Origin of the sequence: Salinimicrobium marinum, assembly GCF_014651535.1 — a bacterium.
GTDB classification, from domain to species: domain Bacteria; phylum Bacteroidota; class Bacteroidia; order Flavobacteriales; family Flavobacteriaceae; genus Salinimicrobium; species Salinimicrobium marinum.
This window is the reverse complement of record NZ_BMXB01000007.1, coordinates 151,888-173,885: the sequence shown is the minus strand read 5'-3', so window position 1 is coordinate 173,885 and position 21,998 is coordinate 151,888. Positions and strand designations below refer to the sequence as shown.

The 21,998-nt window shown below is 40.2% G+C and carries 24 protein-coding genes; 7 read left to right on the top strand and 17 right to left on the bottom strand.

Annotated features, from left to right (window positions below; translation table 11 throughout):
* Positions 1 to 401 precede the first annotated feature (401 nt).
* The 4 genes from recA to IE056_RS10620 all read left to right on the top strand — a co-directional run bounded on the left by recA (position 402) and on the right by IE056_RS10620 (position 3,819).
* Positions 402 to 1,415: a recombinase RecA gene (gene recA, locus IE056_RS10635; RefSeq protein ID WP_189604694.1), complete on the top strand. Its 1,014-nt coding sequence runs from the start codon at positions 402 to 404 to the stop codon at positions 1,413 to 1,415.
* A 98-nt stretch (positions 1,416 to 1,513) separates the two neighbouring features.
* Positions 1,514 to 1,951 carry a hypothetical protein gene (locus IE056_RS10630; protein ID WP_189604693.1) on the top strand — a complete coding sequence of 146 codons (438 nt, stop codon included), beginning with the start codon at positions 1,514 to 1,516 and terminating at the stop codon, positions 1,949 to 1,951.
* A gap of 12 nt (positions 1,952 to 1,963) precedes the next feature.
* Positions 1,964 to 2,506, top strand: coding sequence for an RNA polymerase sigma factor (locus tag IE056_RS10625; protein ID WP_189604692.1), 543 nt, complete (start codon positions 1,964 to 1,966; stop codon positions 2,504 to 2,506).
* A 2-nt stretch (positions 2,507 to 2,508) separates the two neighbouring features.
* Positions 2,509 to 3,819: a hypothetical protein gene (locus IE056_RS10620; RefSeq protein WP_189604691.1), complete on the top strand. Its 1,311-nt coding sequence runs from the start codon at positions 2,509 to 2,511 to the stop codon at positions 3,817 to 3,819.
* Positions 3,820 to 3,995: 176 nt separating this feature from the next.
* Here the strand turns inward: IE056_RS10620 and IE056_RS10615 are convergent, their stop codons facing one another.
* Complete coding sequence (locus IE056_RS10615; protein WP_189604690.1) at positions 3,996 to 4,739, bottom strand: lysophospholipid acyltransferase family protein; 744 nt, start codon at positions 4,737 to 4,739, stop codon at positions 3,996 to 3,998.
* A gap of 74 nt (positions 4,740 to 4,813) precedes the next feature.
* On the opposite strand from IE056_RS10615, the gene trpS reads away from it, so the two are divergent.
* The gene (gene trpS, locus IE056_RS10610) at positions 4,814 to 5,782 is read left to right on the top strand and encodes a tryptophan--tRNA ligase (protein WP_189604689.1); all 969 of its coding nucleotides are present in this window, start codon (positions 4,814 to 4,816) and stop codon (positions 5,780 to 5,782) included.
* An 83-nt stretch (positions 5,783 to 5,865) separates the two neighbouring features.
* On the opposite strand, the gene IE056_RS18780 is transcribed toward trpS, so the two are convergent.
* On the bottom strand, positions 5,866 to 6,186 hold the full coding sequence (locus IE056_RS18780) for a lipocalin family protein (protein ID WP_189604701.1): 321 nt from the start codon (positions 6,184 to 6,186) through the stop codon (positions 5,866 to 5,868).
* Positions 6,187 to 6,449: 263 nt separating this feature from the next.
* Entirely contained in the window at positions 6,450 to 7,187 is a 738-nt protein-coding gene (locus IE056_RS10600; protein WP_308427627.1) for a DNA-processing protein DprA, read from the bottom strand.
* Between the two features lie 346 nt (positions 7,188 to 7,533).
* Between IE056_RS10600 and IE056_RS10595 the strand changes: the two genes are divergently transcribed.
* Both IE056_RS10595 and IE056_RS10590 read left to right on the top strand, forming a co-directional pair.
* The gene (locus tag IE056_RS10595; protein WP_189604688.1) at positions 7,534 to 8,472 is read left to right on the top strand and encodes an HU domain-containing protein; all 939 of its coding nucleotides are present in this window, start codon (positions 7,534 to 7,536) and stop codon (positions 8,470 to 8,472) included.
* Between the two features lie 117 nt (positions 8,473 to 8,589).
* Complete coding sequence (locus IE056_RS10590; RefSeq protein ID WP_189604687.1) at positions 8,590 to 9,102, top strand: acyl-CoA thioesterase; 513 nt, start codon at positions 8,590 to 8,592, stop codon at positions 9,100 to 9,102.
* A 15-nt stretch (positions 9,103 to 9,117) separates the two neighbouring features.
* On the opposite strand, the gene IE056_RS10585 is transcribed toward IE056_RS10590, so the two are convergent.
* The 14 genes from IE056_RS10585 to IE056_RS10520 form a co-directional block, all read right to left on the bottom strand.
* The gene (locus tag IE056_RS10585) at positions 9,118 to 10,341 is read right to left on the bottom strand and encodes a murein hydrolase activator EnvC family protein (protein WP_189604686.1); all 1,224 of its coding nucleotides are present in this window, start codon (positions 10,339 to 10,341) and stop codon (positions 9,118 to 9,120) included.
* Between the two features lie 2 nt (positions 10,342 to 10,343).
* Positions 10,344 to 11,123 carry a lipoprotein insertase outer membrane protein LolB1 gene (gene lolB1, locus IE056_RS10580; RefSeq protein ID WP_189604685.1) on the bottom strand — a complete coding sequence of 260 codons (780 nt, stop codon included), beginning with the start codon at positions 11,121 to 11,123 and terminating at the stop codon, positions 10,344 to 10,346.
* Positions 11,116 to 12,495 (bottom strand): tetratricopeptide repeat protein, encoded by a 1,380-nt coding sequence (locus IE056_RS10575; RefSeq protein ID WP_189604684.1) that lies wholly within the window; start codon positions 12,493 to 12,495, stop codon positions 11,116 to 11,118. Before IE056_RS10575 ends, lolB1 begins: the two co-directional genes overlap by 8 nt.
* A gap of 34 nt (positions 12,496 to 12,529) precedes the next feature.
* Positions 12,530 to 13,540 (bottom strand): sugar phosphate nucleotidyltransferase, encoded by a 1,011-nt coding sequence (locus IE056_RS10570; protein ID WP_189604683.1) that lies wholly within the window; start codon positions 13,538 to 13,540, stop codon positions 12,530 to 12,532.
* Between the two features lie 181 nt (positions 13,541 to 13,721).
* A complete protein-coding gene (gene dut / locus IE056_RS10565) occupies positions 13,722 to 14,156 on the bottom strand; it encodes a dUTP diphosphatase (protein ID WP_189604682.1) in 435 nt (144 codons plus the stop codon).
* A gap of 30 nt (positions 14,157 to 14,186) precedes the next feature.
* Entirely contained in the window at positions 14,187 to 15,644 is a 1,458-nt protein-coding gene (locus IE056_RS10560) for an oligosaccharide flippase family protein (RefSeq protein ID WP_189604681.1), read from the bottom strand.
* Between the two features lie 46 nt (positions 15,645 to 15,690).
* A complete protein-coding gene (locus IE056_RS10555; RefSeq protein WP_189604680.1) occupies positions 15,691 to 16,215 on the bottom strand; it encodes a hypothetical protein in 525 nt (174 codons plus the stop codon).
* 156 nt (positions 16,216 to 16,371) lie between these two features.
* Positions 16,372 to 17,232, bottom strand: coding sequence for an ATP synthase F1 subunit gamma (gene atpG, locus IE056_RS10550; RefSeq protein ID WP_189604679.1), 861 nt, complete (start codon positions 17,230 to 17,232; stop codon positions 16,372 to 16,374).
* Positions 17,233 to 17,314: 82 nt separating this feature from the next.
* The gene (gene atpA, locus IE056_RS10545; protein ID WP_189604678.1) at positions 17,315 to 18,901 is read right to left on the bottom strand and encodes a F0F1 ATP synthase subunit alpha; all 1,587 of its coding nucleotides are present in this window, start codon (positions 18,899 to 18,901) and stop codon (positions 17,315 to 17,317) included.
* A gap of 44 nt (positions 18,902 to 18,945) precedes the next feature.
* Positions 18,946 to 19,500 carry an ATP synthase F1 subunit delta gene (atpH, locus tag IE056_RS10540; RefSeq protein WP_189604677.1) on the bottom strand — a complete coding sequence of 185 codons (555 nt, stop codon included), beginning with the start codon at positions 19,498 to 19,500 and terminating at the stop codon, positions 18,946 to 18,948.
* A gap of 4 nt (positions 19,501 to 19,504) precedes the next feature.
* Positions 19,505 to 20,005, bottom strand: coding sequence for a F0F1 ATP synthase subunit B (locus IE056_RS10535; protein WP_189604676.1), 501 nt, complete (start codon positions 20,003 to 20,005; stop codon positions 19,505 to 19,507).
* Between the two features lie 82 nt (positions 20,006 to 20,087).
* The gene (gene atpE / locus IE056_RS10530; RefSeq protein ID WP_189604675.1) at positions 20,088 to 20,285 is read right to left on the bottom strand and encodes an ATP synthase F0 subunit C; all 198 of its coding nucleotides are present in this window, start codon (positions 20,283 to 20,285) and stop codon (positions 20,088 to 20,090) included.
* Positions 20,286 to 20,336: 51 nt separating this feature from the next.
* Positions 20,337 to 21,494, bottom strand: a complete 1,158-nt coding sequence (gene atpB / locus IE056_RS10525) for a F0F1 ATP synthase subunit A (RefSeq protein WP_189604674.1) — start codon at positions 21,492 to 21,494, stop codon at positions 20,337 to 20,339.
* Positions 21,495 to 21,602: 108 nt separating this feature from the next.
* Entirely contained in the window at positions 21,603 to 21,992 is a 390-nt protein-coding gene (locus IE056_RS10520) for a hypothetical protein (protein WP_189604673.1), read from the bottom strand.
* Positions 21,993 to 21,998: the final 6 nt, after the last annotated feature.

The window sequence follows — 21,998 nt, the reverse complement described above, 5'->3', positions numbered from 1 at the left end:
TGTTTGTCAGCATTTAATATACGAAAAAAGGAGCAGAAACACTACGGTTTCTGCTCCTTTGTCTTCATTTAATTCAATTAAATGAGAGACTTTTTCAGTGCCCTCTGATTTACCAGGGCATTTTTTTTCGAACGGCTAATTCGTTATTAATATTTTAATTTTCATCTTAAAATAGGAATAACGCTAGCCTCCGTCCACTCGGCAGCTACAGCATAAATTCACCACTGTAGAACAGCCTGTACTGTTTAAAATAATATTTCTTCTAAGAAACTTCATATAGTTCTTATGTTTGCTTTCACTCTATAGATGCAGAAAACTGTAAAAGGTTGCGTCATAAAATTGTCATGCATCAAAACTTATAGTAATTTAGCAGCAGTATTTTAAGTAATAAGTAGACCGAAATGAGTAACGATAAAGAAAAAGAAGCAAAGCTTAAAGCCTTGAAGCTCACGCTAGACAAGATGGACAAGACCTACGGAAAAGGCACCGTGATGAAGATGAGCGACCAGTCTGTAGTAGATGTGGATGCCATTCCCAGCGGGTCTTTAGGATTGGACCTGGCACTCGGAGTTGGAGGTTATCCCCGTGGAAGAGTGATTGAGATTTACGGACCAGAATCTTCGGGTAAAACCACCCTTACATTACACGCCATTGCAGAAGCACAAAAAGCAGGAGGCATCGCGGCATTTATTGATGCAGAACATGCTTTTGATCGTTTCTATGCCGAAAAATTAGGAATAGATCTTGAAAATTTAATCATATCACAACCCGATAACGGAGAACAGGCTCTTGAAATTACCGATAACCTGATCCGTTCCGGTGCGATTGACATTATCGTGATCGACTCTGTTGCCGCACTTACTCCAAAAAGCGAAATAGAAGGGGAAATGGGGGATTCAAAAATGGGGTTACATGCCCGTTTAATGTCTCAGGCACTGCGAAAGCTTACGGCTTCCATTAGCAAAACGAATTGTACTGTCATCTTCATTAACCAGCTAAGGGAGAAGATTGGGGTTATGTTTGGAAACCCTGAAACCACTACCGGTGGTAATGCCCTAAAATTCTACGCTTCCATAAGACTGGATATTAGAAGATCCACCCAGATCAAGGACAGCAACAGTGAAGTACAGGGGAACAAAACCCGGGTGAAAGTGGTGAAAAATAAAGTGGCACCTCCATTTAAAACAGCCGAATTTGACATTATGTATGGAGAAGGTGTTTCCAAAATAGGAGAGATCATTGATGTGGGAGTTGATTACGAGATCATCAAAAAGAGTGGTTCATGGTTTAGCTATGAAGACACTAAACTTGGCCAGGGTCGTGATGCAGTGAAAATACTGCTAAAAGATAATCCCGATCTTATGGATGAACTTGAGACAAAAATCAAGGAGGCCATCAAAATTGCAAAAGCATAATTAAAAATCCCGGAAACGGGATTTTTTTTGTTTTCAGCGCAACCTTTAGGAGTTATTTGCATCTGATAGAGAGACCCCCTCAAATCTTACAACCTGCGATGAAAAAATTTTTACTGCTTTTTATGGCTTTTGCCGTCTTATCTGGTTGCAGTCCGGATGATGATTCTGCCGATTCTTTTCTTCGTGTATTTGTTCCCGTAATTTCTGCTGAATTTCCTGATACTTTTATCGCCGGACAGGAATATGCTATCAAAGTGAGATACAGCCCTCCTACCCGTTGTCACAGATTTGACGGTATGGATTACGAGATCAACGAAAATGAGTTTTTCATTGGAGTGGCCAACTCCTTCTCTCCCAATGATCCATCCTGTAACGAAGAAGAAGGTTTAACAGCTGAAACCAGCTTTAGATTCACCCCCGAAACAAATGATTTTTATATATTTAACTTCTGGAGAGGCCAGGATGAAGAGGGAGAACCATTGTTTCTTACCATACAAGTTCCTGTAGAGCCTGTAGCTTCAGAGCACGAAAGTTGAAAATCGCACAGCTTGGGAATAAAGAAACTCATACGTAAATGCCAAAAGCAGGATATCAAAGCTCAGGAACAGCTTTACAGGTTGTATGCGCATAAGTTATTCCCCGTATGCCTCAAATATTCTTCAAGTTATCAGCAAGCCGAAGATAATTTGCAGGACGCATTTATGATGATTTTTGACAAGATTTCACAGTACCAAAACAAAGGTTCTTTTGAAGGCTGGATGAAACGGATTACCATTAATACAGCACTTCAGAAATACAGAAAACAGTCGGTTTTTGAGATCGTACGGGATGATCAGCTCAAAGAGCCGGAAATAGAAATTGATGATGAAACGGTATCTGTAGATTTTCTTCTGAAGATCATCCAGGAACTGCCGGAAAGATACAGGCAGGTTTTTAATCTCTATGCGCTGGACGGATTTTCCCATAAAGAGATTTCCGAATTATTAAAGATTTCAACAGGAACCTCTAAATCCAATCTGGCACGGGCCAGAATAATTTTAAAAGAAAAAATAGAAGCCGCCCAAGTAAAAACCATTGCCCGGACCGTGTAAAGATGAAAGAAAGAAAAAATATAGACAGATTATACCAGGAGAAATTCCGGGATCTTGAAGCTACTCCAAGAGAAGCTGTCTGGAAATCTATTTCTGCAAAACTGCAGGAGAAAGAAAGGCGGAAATCTGCTGTTAGGCCGTTGTGGTACAGAATTGCCGGGGTTGCCGCTATTATAAGTTTGTTGGTATTGATTGGAGACTGGATCCTTCAGCCTCAACAAACCCAGCTGGTATCTAGCGAAGAACAGACCCTGGACAGAGAAAAGGAAATCATATTACCAAATGAAATTTCCATAGCAGCCACAAATACTTCTGAAAAGGAGACCCTTTCAGAAGATGTGGAGGAAGTTGCTGACAAAACTAATACCAGCAACCTATCTCAGAAGCAGAAAACAGAAGTTTCAGAAATTTCTTCCATAAGTTTATCTGGAATCAGGAAAACGATTTCTTCCTTTACAGGTTTAAGAAGTTCTGTTTCTACGACTGCTGAAGAAAAAGATAAGACTCCGAAAAATTCAGAAGAAAACGCTATTCTGGAAGATTTGAAAGATACATCTAAAGAGGAAGAGATTGCCAGTTCTTTTGAGAAGAGAATCGAAGTGAAAACGCATGCCGCCCCCATTTATTACGGCAACTTCGGAAAAGGGAATTTTCTGGATACTCAGTTTGATGGGAACAGCAGCAAGGGAGAAGTAACTTATTCCTACGGAATTAACATTGCGTATGCCTTTTCTGAAAAGTTGAAGGTACGCTCGGGGATCAATAAGGTATCAATGAGCTATAATACCAATGACATTGCCTACCATTCGGTAGTGAACCCTGCGGCTGTGAGCAGCATAAACTATCGCGACCAGGGCAATATTGAAAATACTGTGATTGGATCATCATCTCCCAGAACCAAAGGTGATGCATTACCTGCCACGGCAAACAAATCTTCTTTTGGAAATTTAGCCACAGGTTTGCTTAATCAAAAATTAGGGTACCTGGAAGTTCCTGTAGAACTTGAGTACAAACTGATCGACCACAAATTTGAAGTAAATATTATTGGAGGGGCGAGTACTTTGTTCCTTGATGAGAATATGATCACAGTGAATTCCGGGAGTTTATCCACAGATCTTGGAGAGGCGAATAACCTAAACAATGTAAGTTTCAGCACGAACATTGGAGTGGGTGTGGATTACAACCTCACCAAACAGTTCAAATTGAATGTGGAGCCTATGTTTAAATATCAAATCAATACTTTTAGCGGAGCTTCTGCCGAAGCTCAGCCATACTACCTTGGAATCTACTCAGGATTTAGTTTTGAATTCTAAGATCCCACCCCTTCTCAAAGGGAAGGGAGTGAAAAAAATGAGTTTAAAAAGCCTGATTTACTTCAACCTGAACCTGGTTCAAGTTCTAAAAATTTCCGGGGAAATCACAGTAACATGATTCTTCTGGAGTAAATTCAGAATAAAAGCTTTTAAAAGATTCACTTTAGAAGCCGAACCTACTTTACAGTTGGATTGGTTAATTCCTCCAGAATCACAGCTCTAGTCTTTTCACGCAATTCCTTTTTTTCAAGCTGAGTTTTTCCGGCTGTTGGAATAAAAGGAAGGATTTTCACCCGCATTTTTCCGGGACTTCCCGAAAAGAATTTATACGAAAACCGTTTTTTGTTATCGTGGAAAACAATTGGAACAATGGAGATTTGATGGTCTATGGCAAGCCGGAAAGCGCCGTCTTTAAAAGTGTCTAATATTAAAGAGCGGTCATCTGGCACTCCGCCTTCAGGAAAAATACAGATACTGGTTCCTTCACTCAGCCGTTTCTGTGCGCGGTCAAAAACTTCTTTCCGGCTCCTTTGATTGCCCCGGTCTACCAGGATGCAGGTACGTTTGTAAAAATATCCGAAGAGCGGAATCTTTGCCAACTCCTTTTTTCCCACAAAAACAAACGGACTTTTCATGACGACCAGCATGAGCATAATATCTGTCATCGAAGTATGATTGGCCACCAGCATATAGCTTTTTCCTTTTTCAAGTTTTTGTCCTTTTTTGATCTTCGGAAGAAACCCCATTCCCAAAAGAATAAAGCCTGCCCATACCCTTGCCTGCCAGAAAAAAGCTGGGTACCACTTCTCCCGGGACGAGGAGATGACTAAAACGGGTAACATTACTATAATGGGAATAGCCATTAAAATGTAAAACCAGATGCGCCATAGTAGTATTAGAAACGATCGTATTATTCCCATAGGCACCAAAAATAAGGAATTGCATTGAGGGAATTCTTTAAAAAAAGTACCTTTGTAAAAAAATAAAAAAGGCAATGTCCAGAATACTTACAGGCGTACAAAGCACCGGAACCCCACACCTTGGAAATCTCCTTGGAGCTATTATTCCCGCTATAGAATTGGCGAATGATCCTAATAATGAATCTTTCCTGTTTATCGCAAACCTGCATTCTTTAACTCAAATCAAGGATGCCGAAACCCTGCGTCAAAACACCTATTCTACCGCTGCGACCTGGCTGGCTTTTGGACTCGACATCGAAAAAACAGTTTTTTACCGGCAAAGTGATATTCCGCAGGTGGCGGAACTTTCCTGGTATTTAAGTTGTTTTTTCCCGTACCAGCGACTTACCCTTGCCCATTCTTTTAAAGACAAGGCAGACAGGTTGGAAGATGTAAACTCCGGATTATTTACATATCCTATGCTAATGGCTGCAGATATCCTGCTTTATGATGCTGAAATTGTTCCGGTAGGAAAAGATCAGTTGCAACATATAGAAATGACCCGGGACGTAGCTGCCAGATTTCATGCAAAAATGGGAGAGATCTTTGTAATGCCCGATGCTAAAGTAGCCGAACAAACCATGTATGTTCCCGGAACAGACGGGGCGAAAATGAGTAAATCAAAAGGCAACACGATCAACCTCTTTTTATCCGATAAAAAACTTCGGAAGGAGATCATGGGGATACAGACAGACAGTACTCCGCTGGAAGAACCGAAAGATCCCGAAACAGATAATGTTTTCAACATCTATAAACTTTTAGCCACAAAGGAGCAGACGGCTGAAATGAGAAATAACTATACATCGGGAGGCTATGGATACGGTCATGCAAAACAAGCTCTGTATGATCTCATCATCTCGACATACGGAGAAGAGCGTGAAAAATATCATTATTACATGCAAAATCCTGAAAAAATAGAAGAAGCCCTTGCCGTGGGAGCAGAAAAAGCGAGAAAAACAGCCGATCAAGTGCTGAAACGTGTGCGGCAGAAACTGGGTTATTAATTTAAAAAGAAGCTGTCTGAAAGTCAGGAGTTAAATCCTTACTTTTCAGACAGCTTTCTATTCTTCTTAAAGTTGGGAATCTTCTAGATCCTAACGTAAACTGTTTCATATTCTCCATCTTCATCCTTGTCCATGACAGTAAATGAGGAGTTGTCTTCCGAAATTGTAATTGGAACAGAATAAGAGTCACCATCTTCAACTGTAAAGGAATAAATGTCATCTGCTAAATAATTCCAGGTTTCTTGCTCCGCCTCAAAAACACAATTTTCTTCAGAATCAATATAATAGTCAATATAAGTTAACTTTCCATTACTAAAAAATTCAATGGTCGACTGCGCTTCACAATCATCGGGTGTATAAAGGCTACCATTAAAAGTAGTACTCTCATACTGCCATTTTCCAATTACTGATTTTTAGTTTTTTGTTGCATGATCATCACTGCTACAGGATGAGATCCCCATCAACAGAAACAGGCATGCAAAAAGGGTGATTTTTTTCATTGAAAATATTTTATAATTAGACCCGGCAAATATGACATAACCTGCTGAAATAAAAAATTATATCGCTTCAAAAAGCTTTCCTGGTAAGGGTTTGACCACCCCTTTAATTTCCATGTTGAGCAACAAAGTTGCTGCTTTAAAGGTGGGAATATTGCATTTAAGGGCAATTAGATCAAGTTGTTCTTTTCCATTTCCTGCAGGAATTTAAACAAAACTTTTTCATCATCCTCCAGTTCAACAGAAAGCCGTTTCTGGACAACATTTTCTTTCCTTTCCGGTTGCCAGTTAAGCATAGAAATAAGATCGGCTGCACTGGTAAGCACATGTGCCTGCTGGCGTTTGATCAATTCGTTACAGCCCCTGCTCAGTAAATCTGCCGGCCTTCCGGGAACTGCAAGAACTTTCCTGTCGTACGAATTTGGAATATCTGCAGTAACGAGGGAACCTCCTTTTTCGGCACTTTCAATCACTATGGTTGCTTCACTTAATCCGGCGATGATGCGTTTTCGTTTCAGGAAATTACTGTGGTCGAAAGCATCTGTACTCCAGAAGTCAGTAAAAAATCCGCCGTTTTCCTCTACACTTTTCATGTATTTGAAATGTACTTTCGGGTAAATCTGATTTAATCCATGCGCAAGACAGCCGACCGTCTGGAGATTGTGGTTGATCGCTGTCCGTTGCGCAGTGATATCAATTCCGTAGGCAAATCCCGAAATGATCACAGGATCAAGAGGCTCCAGGTATTTAATAAACTGCTCACAGAATTCAATCCTATGAGAGGTTGCATTCCTGGTACCTACAATAATTATGATCCTCTTTTTATGAAGATCTATATTACCACGCTGAAAAAGGAGAATGGGACAATCAAAACAATGTTTAAATTTTTCAGGATAATCCTCATCCATGTAACCAAGACTTTTTACGTGCTGCTGCTGAATGAATTTCAGTTCCTTTCTGCTTCCGTTAAATGAACGGGATCCTCCAAGCCATCGATCTCGAAATTCCCGACCCAGTCAATTCTTAAAAGATTCGATTTTTTTCCTGATAAACAGCCTCTGCCGATCCTGCATAACGAATCAGTTTTTTTGCCGTGGCACCCCCCAGATCAGGAACATGTTGCAACGCCATAAGATATTGTTAATAAGAATCTTACATAATATTCATCATGCAATAAAAGAAAAATAATTATTTGTTGATAAAAATTGTGCAGGTTATTTTTTTCAAAAAGAAAATGTTCTACATTTGCTTCTAATGGCAATAGCGACTTACATAAACGATTTACTCTACAGGTACGAATGTGTAATCCTTCCTGGATTTGGTGCTTTTATCACCCAAAGACAATCTGCGCGTATTTACGCTTCTACAAATGAATTTTATCCGCCTCAAAAAACTGTGTCCTTCAACCGGCAACTGGTTAAAAATGATGGTTTGCTTGCAAATCACATTGCTGAGGTAGAAAACATTTCATATGATCAAGCCATCGAAAAACTGAATTTTTTCGTTCAGGATCTTCAAAATGTGCTTCAGAAGAACAAAATGGTGAATTTTCAACATATTGGTTCTTTTACTTTATCTGAAGAGGAGAAATTACAATTTGAACCTGCAGCACAAACCAACTACCTAAAAGAAGCTTTTGGATTAAGCTCTTTTGCTTCTGAAAAGATCCTTAGGGAAAGCTATAAAAAGCAAGCAGAAGAGATCGAAGCGAAAGCTCCTGTTGCTTTCACTCCCGAAAGAAGATCGAGAAGAAAATCTTACCTGCAATATGCAGCCGTTGGTCTTGTTGCCCTTGGTTTAAGTGGATTTGCCGGACTCAACATTTACAGCGACCAGGTAACTGAGCACAATGTAGCTGAGCAGCAAAAAGCTGCCAGCCAGCTGGAAAATCAAATTCAGCAGGCTACATTTGTAATTGACAATCCTTTACCAGCAGTTACATTCAAAGTAGCCAAACAAACCGGAAACTATCATATTGTGGCCGGTGCTTTCCGATTAGAAGAAAATGCTGAAAAACGCGTTCAGGAGCTAAAAAAAGAAGGTTATAAAGCCCGTCAGATTGGAGCCAACAAGTTTGGATTATATCAAGTGGTTTACAGTAGCCACGAGGGACGCAGAGATGCCATAAATGCTTTGAATGCTGTAAAAAGAGCCTCCAATTCCGGAGCCTGGTTACTGGTTCAGGAACTTTAATCCTACATTTTTCAGAAGTATTCCATTGTATTGCCTTTTTCAGGAATAGTAATTTATTATTCCTTTAACGAGGAAAAAATGCGATTCCACCTTACCTTTGCGCAAAAATTAGCTTAAATGGACGCAAAAACTCCCAGTGAATCAAGAACTACACTAACAGATTTAGTACTTCCCAGCGAAACGAACCCTTTGAATAATCTTTTTGGTGGAGAACTGCTGGCAAGGATGGATAGGGCCGCAAGTATCGCTGCTAGGCGACACAGCCGCAGGATTGTGGTTACTGCATCTGTAAATCATGTAGCCTTTAACAAAGCGATCCCACTGGGAAGTGTAGTAACAGTAGAAGCTGCCGTTTCCAGGGCTTTTAACTCTTCCATGGAAATATTTATTGATGTTTGGGTAGAAGACCGTGAAAGCGGCAGAAGAAGCAAAGCTAATGAAGCTATCTACACTTTTGTTGCAGTAGATGAAACGGGAGTTCCTGTTCAAATACCACCTTTGACACCGGAATCTGAGCTTGAAAAGGACCGGTTTGACGCTGCTCTTAGAAGAAAACAGCTTAGCCTTGTCCTGGCAGGAAAAATGAAACCTGCAGATGCTACAGAACTTAAAGCTCTTTTTAAAGATTAAATCCTGACTTTATCTCTATCTATTTATAATCCATTGTTCAGGATCCAGCTTCTGGTTGTTTTTGTAAAGTAAAAAGTGAAGGGTGGTTTTTCCGGAAGAATTACTGGTGGCCACTTCTCCAAGATCCTGCCCTATGGAAACATCATCCCCTCGTTTTACAAAGATCTTATCAAGGTTATTGTAGATGGAGATATAATCCCCATGTCTTACCATAACAGCCTTGTTAGCACCTTTTACAGCCTGGACCTCACTCACGGTACCGGCAAAAACGGCTTTGGCTTTACCGGCTTTTTCTGTATCAATACGTATTCCGTTACTGTTGATGGTTGTAGAAGTAACCACAGGGTGTCGCTGTTCTCCAAAATGCATGGAAACAATTCCCGAACGCACCGGCCACGGTAACTTTCCTTTGTTGCTTTCAAAATTTGCAGCCAAAGCTTTTGCTTCGGGCGTTAATTCAAAGATTTCCCTGGAGGTAGAGCCACTCCCGCTCTCACGGTTGTTCCTGGCAATAGCTTCTGCGATGATTCTTTCAATCTCTCTATCTATGGAATTTATTTCCTGCTGCTTTTGATTAAGTTCGGCAGCAAACTGACCTTCTTTTTTTCGAATGGAGGCTATTAATGTTTGCTGAGACTTCTTATTTTCTGCAAGCCTTGCGCGCGTCTTACGGTTTTCGGCTACCAAACGATCTTTTGCTTTCTTTTGTTCTGCCAGGCTCTCATTAAGGCTTTGTAGTTGAGCCGTACGTGTCTTTATTTCCTCTCCCTGCTGTTTTCTATAGTTCGTGTACTGCTTCATGTATTGAAGCCGTTTATAAGCCTGTAAAAAGCTTTCTGCAGATAAAAGGAACATGATCCTGCTTTGCTGGGATTTGCTCTTATAAGATTTCTGCACCATTCGGGCGTAATCTTCTTTCAGTTTTTTAAGTTCTTCCCGCAACTCCCCTATCTTCCGCTGGTTTGCATCCATCTCGCGGGTCAATAAATTTGCCTGCTGATTGGTTACTCTGATCAGGTTTTCAGTAGACCGGATCTGTTGGTCGAGATTTTCCACTTCGGTAAGGATGGATTTTTCCTTCCGAAGATTGGAGGTACGCAAATCACTGATCCTTTTTATCTCCTGCTGAAGCTGAACACGCCGGTTCTCCAGTTCCTTGCGTTTATCGGATTGTGCAGAAACACTGAAACTGAAAAGGAGAAATACAATAAAGAGACCTTTGAAAAAGAGACTTTTCATACTTATTCTATAATAATTTCATCAGATCCTGAAGGAATGGAAAACGGAAAAGAAACCGGTGCATTAAATTCTACAGATCGAAACTGCATATCAATTTGGGTATTTGAACTTCCTTCATTCGCCACGATTTTTATTTCCTGTGGAAAAATTTGCTGATTCACCGTTTGATATGACGGATATGTAACTGTTACACCACGGCTTGCACCTTCCTGGGATAACTGCTGTGCAAGAGCTTTGTAATTACCTCCGTCCAGCAAAAACAGCTTTTTAATGCCTTCCTCCCGGGCCGGAGCCAGTTGATATCCTCTCGAGGATTCGGTAAGCCTGTACCTTTCCTCCCTAAGATCATAAATGGTCTGGCCCATCAAAAGATTCTGCACTTTATCAAAATCCAGCGGAGTTCCTAAAAGATTACTCAAAAGGCTGAAATCCCCGTCAAAATAAGTTCCGGAGATCTTTTCATAGAATTGAACGCTTTTAGGAGTGATCATTACTTTGGCCAAAGGGAAACCCATCAACTGGGCACTCATCCAAATAGTTTCGTCCTTTTTTATACGATAAGTAACGGTGACGGTCTGATTTTGAGATTCATTCTGAAACTGCACTCTTAGTCTTCCCTGCGCCGTTTCAAAATCGGCTTCATTTTCATAATGGTTTTTGACCACAGCAGCCACGGCAGCATCTTCGGCAGGTGCAGTACCCATTGTTGGTGTCCTTCCGCTTCCGCAGGAAGAAAGTATTACGAGGGTAAGCAGTAAAACAGCAAGTTTTATTTTATTCATCAATAGTTTCCTTTTCTAATTCTGCTGCCATTTTTCGAAATTCCGCAGCTTTTTTATGATTTTTTAATCCTGAATAGGCGACTTCCAGTTGCCGGTAAAATTCCAGCTCCATTGGAAGGTCATCTATTAAGTAATCCAGGCCAAATGTAAGCATTTCCTCTGCCTCTGTAAACTCTCCCAACTGGTTAAGCGCCGTACCGTTAAAAAGGTACAACAGAGGTTGTGAAGGGAAATTTTCCAGCGCCCTTTCACTTAATTGCTTTGCTTCCTGTGATCTTTTTAACTCTAATTGCAGCGATAAAGTATGTTTGAGGAGCGTAAAATCTTTGATCTCTCCCAGTAGAGCCAGTTCAAAAAATTTGAGGGCCTGTGCTTTTTTATTTATTTCAAGGTGAAAAAGTCCTAATTTCCCATACAATTTGGGGTTCTCCTCATCTTCAGAAAATAACTTTACCACTTCTACCAGTTCCTCTTCCAATTCCGGATTTTGAGAAACATAAATTAAAAAATCGTTTAATACCTTAAATTTCGTTTCCATATCTATCTCCTCACTTCGGAAAATGATCTTCATGGAATTCACTGCTTCTTCTGAAGCTTCATCGGTAAGATGAAACTTATATAGTGCAAGGTGCACCAGCTCTGAAGCCGGATTCATCTCCTGAAGTTTTTTGGCCACTTCAAAAGCTTTGTCCGTATTCCCTTCTTCACTGTATACAAAGATAAGGTTCAGGTAATTCTGCTCCTCCTTCGGGTCCTCCTCTATTTTTCTTTCCAGGTCCTGGATATGCGCATCTATGTTTCCGGTTTTAGCGTAGATCTGGTTGCGCAGCATATTGCGGTAACTGCTGTTTCCCCATTGTTCATCCAATTCATTAAGTAACTGTAATGCGCTATCATACTTTTTGTTGATCACATATAAATTAGCGAGGTCCTCAGAAAATCCTGCATTCACCGCAGCCAGTTCTTCCACCACCGGCAAGGCTTCTTTAAACTGATTGTTCAGAAAGTATGTTTGGTATAATTCAGCAAGAACAGCCTCATTTTCAGGTTCGGCTGTTCTTGCTTTTTCTAAATAGGTTCTTGCTTCCTCATATTCTTCCAAAGCATTATAGTTCTTGCCTAATTCAAGAAAAACAGCAGCATTGGATGCATCTATTGCAAGACATTTTATAAGAGCATTGATGGCCTTTTCATGATTTTCAATGGCTTTTTGCTTCAGCGCTTCGAAGAAATACTCCTGAAATGCATCATCTACATTTCCCAGATCATCCTGAGAATCTATCTGAATCACCTTTTGTTCCTCCTGCGAAATGACTTCTGCAGAAAAAAGGAAGAGCGTAAGCGAAAATGCTATTTTCAAATATATTCTCATATCTCTTTTTCATAAGCCCCGAAATACAGGGAAATTATTCAAGTACGGAATAGTCACCAATACTTATCTCCTGAAACTCGCCGTCAAAACGGGCAAAATTACCAATCATGGCATTTTTAAGCTTTGCATTGCTCACTTCAGCAAAGGTTTGGATAAGACTGTTCTCGATACTGGCATTTGTTACCTTACTCCCATTCCCGATAGAAACATTTGGTCCTATTTTGGCATTTTTAAGCACCACGTTCTCACCAATGAAGCAAGGTTCGATGATTTCTGAATTTTCCATTTTCAAATCTTCAGAAACCAGTTGTTCTCCATCTTCCTGAAGGAAATTAAGGATTCTGCTGTTGGTTTCTACCGTTACATTTTTGTTCCCACAGTCCATCCACTCATCCACTTTTCCGGGAACAAAGCGCATTCCTTTGGCTTTCATTGCTTCAATGCCGTCATTGATCTGGTACTCGCCACCACGTATAATATTTTTATCCAGCACCGTTTGTAATTCACCCTTTAGTACAGCTACATCCTTAAAATAATAAATACCTATTACTGCTAGGTCTGATACAAATTCTTCAGGTTTTTCTACCAGATCCACGATCTCTCGTTTATCGTTCAATTGTACTACTCCAAAGGCGCTCGGATTCTCCACCTGTTTCACCCAAATCACCGCATCGGCGTCTTTATCTAACGTAAAGTCAGCTTTGAAAAGTGTATCGGCATAAGCGATCACAGCGGGGCCTTCCAGGGATTCTTTGGCACACATAATTGCATGGCCTGTTCCCAGAGGCTTATCCTGGTAGTAAATAGTACCTTTTGCACCTAAAGATTCAGCTATATTTTTTAGATCTGTTTCTACTTTTTCTCCAAAATCTGCTCCAATAACAAACGCAATTTCATCAATCTTCTCATCCAGCACTTTTGCTATATCCTCTACCAGGCGATGAACAATAGGTTTTCCTGCAATTGGGATTAATGGTTTTGGAACTGTTAATGTATGTGGACGAAGACGCGAACCGCGACCTGCCATAGGTACTATAATTTTCATTTTTTCTTAGATTTTAGATGTAAGATTTGAGATTTTAAATCTTATCTCTCTTTTTATTATTATTTATTGCTTTATTATATGGAGCTGATTCCCTCTAATGCTAATGCTTTTAATTTCTGGAAAAATACCACAGGTGTTTGACTTTTTGCTAAAAAAATTATGTCTACTGGGCGCTGCAAACTTATTTACTCCCGGTACTACCGAAACCTCCTGCCCCACGACTACTTTCTTCAAGAGCATCCACCTCCTGCCAAAAAATGTGCTCATGACGGGCAATAACCATTTGTGCTACGCGCTCGCCGTTTTCAATGGTAAAAGGTTCATTAGAAAGATTTACCAGAATCACTCCAATTTCTCCCCTGTAATCGGCATCTATGGTTCCCGGTGCATTGAGTACTGTTATCCCTTTTTTAGCAGCCAGTCCGCTCCTGGGACGCACCTGAGCCTCATAACCTACCGGAAGTTCTATGAACAATCCCGTTTTCACTATAGTTCTTGCCAAAGGAGCTAAAGTCACCGGCTCTGTCAGGTTTGCCCGTAAATCCATTCCGGCGGAAGAACCGGTGGCATAAGACGGTAATTCGTGTTGAGATTTATTGATTATTTTAACGTTCATTGTTTATCAAATTTCTTCTGATTTCAGGCTTTATCTTTTAGTAAGCATCTGCCGTAACTGATCTTTTTCGGTTAAATAAATAGTGGCAAAAAAGATAAGAATTAATATACTCCCGATGTAATAATTATTTCTAAAAACATAAAAATAGAGTGCTGAAAATCCTATAGAGAGGAATAAATAGCCTCCTATCTTTCCTAAATCATAAGGTACGGGATAATATTTTCTTCCGAAGTAAAAAGACAGCAGCATCATACTTCCATAAGCGGCCAGGGTGGCTACGGCAGATCCCATGTAACTATACTGCGGAATAAGCCAGAAATTAAGCGCCAGGGTAACCACCGCCCCAAAAACAGAAATATATCCTGCAAAACGAGTACGGTCACTGACTTTATACCAAACGGACAGGTTGTGATAGATCCCCAGGAACAGGTTTGCCAGTAATATGATAGGTACCACCGTCATTGCCTCCCAATAAGCAGCATTGGGTATGATTAGGAACTTAAGCAGGTCTGCAAAAACGGTGATTACCACCAGAATAATAGCCCCAAAGATCACGAAATATTTCGTGATCAATGCATAGGTATTCTGTGCATTATCTTCTTTGGCATAACTGAAGAAAAATGGTTCTATTCCCATTCTAAAAGCGGTGGCAAAAAGAGTCATAAACAGTGCCAGGCGGTAACATGCAGAATATGCCCCCACTTCAAATTTTGCAATATCCTCTGGCAGTAAGCGGCCCAAAAGAATTTTATCAAAGGCTTCATTCACAGCAAAACCAATTCCCGCAATAAGAATTGGCGTACCATAGGAGATCATATTCTTCCAAAGCTCAGGATCAAAACGATATTTTAATTTTAAATAGAAGGGTGATACAGCCAGTAAAGTAAGTCCACTCGCAATGAGATTCGCTATGAAAATATAAGCTATTTCAAAACCGGGTTGATAGATCGAGCTGAAAAAGGTATTTTCTTCAGCGAGGTCGGGCAGGAAAACCAGGAAAAAAATGTTCAGGCCCAGATTAACAGCCACATTTCCCACTTTTATAGCGGCATAAACCATGGGTCTTTCGGTGGCTCGCAGCCAGGAAAAAGGAATAACCACCAAAGCATCCAGTGCCAAAATGAGAATTACGTAAGCAATATAATGTGAGGCAATATTTGTTGCCGATGAGATATAATCTCGGGAAAAGAAAGCTAGAATAAGGAATAATATTGTAGACCCCACAAGGGAAATGGTGGAGGTAGCCGTCACCCGCCCTTTATACCTGTCATCATGAAAAAACCTGAAAAAGGCCGTTTCCATTCCATAGGCAAGCAGCACGTTAAATAATATTATCCAGGAAAAGACAATAGAAACCTCCCCAAACTCTTCGGGAGAAGGTAAATAGATGGCGAACAGCGGAGTCAACAGGAAGGACAGCATCCTCGGAACAACCGTAGCGATCCCATAAATGGCAGTTTGTTTAAAAAGCTTCTGGAAGAGCGCCAATATTTCTTTACTTATAATTTACCTGGACAAAGGTACACAGGCTAAACTAATGCTGAATATTTTCGGGATAATTTTTTATTATTACGTCACGGTCTTGTTTCCGCTCTACGACATCCATTTTGTAATAGCCTCTTTTTCCATTTTTCCTGAAGCTTAAAACTGCTTCATTTTCCTCAAGATCAAACGGAAAATCTTCCGTCATCTGAGGCAGCTGATTCCCGTATTCTTCAGTTGGATCTGAGCTCATAATAACGTCTGGCGCCTTATTTGAATTTTCTCCAGTCCTGAAGTATCCAATATATAGGTTCTCATTTTCTGGTTTGAATTGCAGCTCTGCTCTTTTTCCGCGGAAATAAACACTGTCCATTTCTATATCAATATCCTGCGTCTGGATCATCGGAATATAGAAATTTAATCCCGAACCGGCTCCTTTAGTACCGCCCACCCAGGTGGTGTAATAAGCCTGCTCAAGATCTACAGGCGCCTTCTCCTGAATATTTTTACTGTTGGCACAACTCGAAAAACTTATTACGGTAAAAATTCCGAATAAGAAAAAAACACCTGTTTTCATGCTGAAGGGTTTAGAGTTCTTAAATGTAAAGACAAAAGTAGTACCACGTTATCCTTTCTATTGAAAAAGAGCCAGAAAGCAAAAAACCTCATACTGAATATGAGGTTTTTAAGTAAAAAATTTGTTTATAAATAATGTCTGCTACTAGTGCAAACTTTAGTTATTTAAAGCTTCAGCCCCACCAACGATCTCAAGGATCTCGTTTGTAATAGAAGCCTGGCGAGCTTTGTTATAAGACAATTTAAGGGAATCCCTTAGCTCTGTAGCGTTATCTGTTGCTTTATGCATCGCAGTCATCCTTGCTCCGTGTTCAGAAGCGAATGAGTCGCTTAACGCCTTGTACAACTGCATTTTCAAAGACTTCGGAATTAACTCAAGAACGATCTCCATTTTTGAAGGTTCATAAATATAATCAAGCACAATATTCTCATCACTTTCTACCGGAACTATCGGCAGAAACTGCTCATGCTGTACCTTCTGAGTTGCTGCATTCACAAACTGGTTATATACAAGAACGATCTTGTCGTATTTCCCGTCCACGAATTCCTGCATCAATCCTTCGGCAATCTCCGCTACATTATCATAGGAAAGATCGTCGTAAATATCATTTACATTCTTATGGATCTCAAAAGTCTTGGAAAGAATATCATTGGCTTTTTTACCAATAGTCATCACCTCAATATTTTTTCCGGAGTATTGTCTCTCTGCCAGGTATTTTACAGCTTTGATTATATTGGTATTAAAAGCTCCTGCCAATCCTCTGTTCGAAGAAATAGCTACCACAAGAACTTTATTTACCTCACGCTGCTCTGCATACTTACTGCTTTGATCATCTGTTAAAGTAGCACTAAGGCTCTGCAATAATTCAGTAAGCTTTTCGGCATAAGGCCTCATTTGCGTAATCGCATCCTGAGCTTTACTCAACTTTGCAGCCGATACCATTTTCATGGCGCTCGTAATCTGCATGGTTGAAGAAACCGAGGTTATTCTGTTTCGAAGGTCTTTTAAGTTTGCCATAAATTTATTTATGTCATTCCCTCAAAGGAGGGAATCTATTCATTCTATAGGATTCCCGCTTTCGCGGGAATGACACTACTTATTATGCTTCTTTTTTATATTTAGCAGAAAGTTCTTTAATAACAGAAGTCAGTGTATCTGTTACTTCATCGGTTAACTTTCCTGCTTTTAGAGTATCAAGAACATCTCTGTGTTTGGCATCAAGATATCCTAAATAATCTTTTTCAAATTCCCTAATTCTGTCAACCGGTACATCTCTCAACAGGTTTTTAGAACCTGCAAAGATGATAGCAATTTGATTTTCTACAGGATATGGATCATTTTGTGCCTGCTTAAGAATTTCCACGTTACGCTTACCTTTTTCGATCACGCTTAATGTCGCAGGATCAAGATCTGATCCGAACTTAGCAAAAGCTTCCAGTTCACGGAACTGAGCCTGGTCAAGTTTTAAGGTACCTGCAACTTTCTTCATCGCTTTGATCTGAGCCGCACCACCAACCCGAGATACCGAAATACCCACGTTAATTGCAGGACGAACCCCTGAGTTAAATAAATCTGAAGTCAGGAAGATCTGGCCATCCGTAATCGAAATTACGTTGGTAGGAATATAAGCAGAAACGTCTCCTGCCTGTGTTTCAATAAGCGGAAGTGCTGTCAAAGAACCTCCACCTTTCACTTTGTCTTTTAATACTTCAGGAAGATCGTTCATGTTCTTCGCTATCTCATCATCATTGATCACTTTTGCAGCACGCTCCAGTAATCTTGAGTGAAGGAAGAAAACATCCCCTGGATATGCTTCACGTCCCGGTGGGCGACGTAAAAGAAGAGAAACTTCACGGTATGCTACTGCCTGTTTTGATAAATCATCATAAACAATAAGAGCAGGACGACCCGTATCTCTAAAATATTCTCCGATAGCAGCACCTGCAAACGGAGCATATACCTGCATTGGAGCAGGATCTGATGCGTTGGCAGCTACAATCGTAGTATAGGCCAATGCTCCCCTGTCTTCAAGGGTCTTTGCGATCCCGGCAACAGTAGAGGCTTTTTGCCCAATTGCAACATATATACAATATACAGGTTCCCCTGCATCGTAAAATTCTTTTTGATTAAGGATGGTATCGATAACAACAGCAGTCTTACCTGTTTGTCTGTCACCAATAACAAGTTCCCTCTGTCCACGTCCAATCGGCACCATTGCATCGATTGATTTAATACCGGTCTGCAAAGGTTCGGTTACCGGCTGACGATAAATTACTCCCGGAGCCTTTCTTTCCAATGGCATCTGGAAAGTTTCTCCTTCAATAGGTCCTTTTCCGTCAATTGGCGCACCCAGAGTATCTACTACCCTTCCTACAATTCCTTCACCTACATTAATAGAAGCAATACGTTGCGTTCTTTTTACAGTAGCACCTTCTTTTACCTGTCTGTAAGGTCCTAAAAGTACAACCCCAACGTTATCCTCCTCAAGGTTAAGAACAATTCCTTCCAATCCGCCTTCAAATTCAACCAACTCTCCGTACTGTGCATTTGCTAGTCCGTAAACATTGGCAATACCATCCCCAACATTGAGCACGGTACCAACTTCGTCTAAAGAAGCCTTAGCTTCATAACCGGAAAGTTGTTTTTTTAATATTGCTGATATTTCAGCGGGATTTATTTCTGCCATAATATTTCAGAATTAAATGTCACCTTAACAGGTGACCGTTTTAATTAGATTTTAGATATGTATGTATTATTTTGTAATTCTCTTTTTATGGAGGTTAACTGAGAAGCAACACTGGCATTAAACTGCAAATCGCCTACTCTTAAAATAAAACCTCCAATGATGCTTGCATCAACAGTATTTTTTATCTCAGCCTCGTTTCCGGTAAGTTCTTTTACTTTAGCCTGAATCTTTGCTTCAAGTGCCGGGGTTAATGGTACCGCAGTTGTCACCCTCGCTACCTGGATTCCCATCATAGCATTGTACTGTTCATTGTACCGGGTAGCAACCATTGTTAACAATTCTAAACGGTTATTTTCCGCAAGCACTCCGAACAATTGAAAAGTAATAGGATTCACATCTTTAAAGATTTGCTTTAAAGAATTCATCTTTGCACTTTCTTTAACCACTGGACTTTTTAAAACTGAACGCAATTCACTGCTGGACTTTACCGTCTTTGCAATGTAAGTCATGTCTTCATTTACCTCCTTAGCCAGATTCCTGTCTTTAGCCAGACTAAGAATTGCTTTGGCATATCGTTGAGCTGCTCTGCTTCCTGTCATAACCTTAGTTTAAAGTTACATCATCAAGCATGTCATCAACCAGCTTTTGTTGCTCTTCACGCGATGAAAGCTCATGTCTTACCACCTTTTCTGCTATCTGGATAGATAGGGCGGCAACTTTATTTTTAATTTCAGCCAGGGCTGCATTCTTTTCATTCTTAATGGAAACTTTTGCCTGGGAAATCATTTTATCTCCTTCATTTTGAGCTTCTGCACGAGCTTCAGAAATCATTTTTTCTTTGATCTCTCTAGCCTCTTTGATCATGGAATCACGTTCTGCTCTGGCTTCCTGAAGCAATTTTTCATTATCGGCCTGCAGGTTCTGCATTTCCTTTCTGGCTCTTTCAGCAGAATCCAACGCATCCTGAATTCCCTCTTCCCGGCTACTTAAAGCTTCAAGAATAGGTTTCCATGCAAACTTCCAAAGTAAAAAGGCAAGTACAATTAAAATCAGTAACTGCCAAAAAAACAATCCAAAAGAAAAATCGTTGACTAATTTTTCCATAATATCTTATGTAATGTTTAATTTAATGATAATTCAGGCTTTGCAGCCAACCGCTGCAAAGCCTGAATTTTACTAATTTTGATTAGGCTGCGAAAAGTGCAGCAAAAGCAACACCTTCCAGAAGTGCAGCGATAATAATCATCGCAGTCTGAATTTTTCCAGCTGCTTCTGGCTGACGTGCAATTCCTTCCATTGCCGAGCTACCGATCTTTCCAAGACCCCATCCGGCTCCAAGAATAATAATACCAGCTCCAATCATGCTTAAATCTAAGGCTTCCATACTTATCTATTAAAAATTAAACTTACTTACTCTTATTGTTTTTAAATATTGTTATAACACGGGAATATCTTCGTTGTCTGCAGGGTGATGATCATCATGCTCTTCAACAGCCATCCCTATGTAAAGCGCACTCAACAAGGTAAAGATATACGCCTGTAAAAATGCTACTAACAGTTCGATGATCGATATGAAAATGGTGAACCCGAAAAATGCAGGTCCTGCAATCCAGTTTTGGAATACTACGATCAATCCAAGCAACGTCATAATAATGATGTGCCCGGCCGTCATGTTTGCAAAAAGACGAATCATCAATGAAAACGGCTTAATGAAAATCCCCAGTAATTCTATTGGGGCCAGCATTATTTTCATGGGTACCGGTACTCCAGGCATCCAGAAAATGTGTTTCCAGTAATCTTTGTTTCCACTAAATTGTACGATAAAGAAGGTACATAAAGCCAGAGCAAAAGTAACAGCGATATTTCCTGTAACATTCACCCCCAGTGGAGTCATCCCTAAAAGGTTAAGGATCCAGATAAAAAAGAAAACCGTTAAAAGGAATCCTACGTACTTTCTGTAATTCTTACCAATATTCGGTTTTGCGATGTCATCTCTCACATAGATCACTAAAGGCTCTAGCACCCGACCAAATCCTTTTGGGATTGTTCTCGATTTATAAGAGGTCGCAAGGGAACGGAAAAGAATAAACATTAGAACAGAAACCAATAACATTGTCAAAACGTTCTTGGTTATGGAGAAATCCAAAGGACGCTCGTTGGAAGGAAATCCATCCTCGCCATAAGCAATATCTCCCTCGGCATTAGTTTTATAAATTTTACTGTGATACAGTCTGTAATATTGTCCATCTGCCTCAACAACCTCATCACCATGGTGAAATTTTGAAGAAGAGAAAACCTTCAGTCCACCATCCCAAAGAATTATAGGAAGCGGAAAACCATAATGTGCTCCGGTCTCAGCATCTGAAAAGAATGTAAAATCATGTGAATCCTGAAGGTGATGGTCTATATATTCCTTCACTTCTTCTTCGGTATCAATGGCACCAACTTCATCATGCTCAGCAGATTCCTGATGAGTAGCATGCTGCTCGGGCTCAGGGTGTTGGTCATGTTCTTGAGAAATGGCCGGCGTGCTGAACGACACAACCATTAAAAGGCACGCTAAAAAAATCTTCAAAATGTTTTCCTTTTGCATTTTCAGGTAAAGTTTCAGTCCTCCAAATTTGGCTGCAAATGTAAACAATTAAATAAAAATAATTACCCCCTAAAGCTAATTACTTTTTTCACTTAGGAAACTCGCTAATTATTTGTCCTGTCGGAAGTTAGCGGCATTTAACAGCTTTATTACATAAAATAACTCAAGGATGACACACACAACATAAGGCACAAAGAAATGCAAAAACACTGATTTACTAATGGATACGTCTGAAGTTTGGATGAGATAAGCAAAAATTCCCAGCTTAACCGCACCACCTAAAAGATAAATAAATCCCAGTTGATCCTTCAGTTTTTCACTGGCCAGAATGATGGAAGTCGTAAATATAAAAGTAAATCCCACGTTGAATTTGTAGGCGAAGTTGATGAGCTCCACAGATACATCAAAAAAGAGCTGATTTATATAGAGATGAAGGCCATAAGCTATTCCTGTCACCAGGAATAGCAGCAGGGAAAACCTTAAAAGGTGTTGCAGCATGAAAAG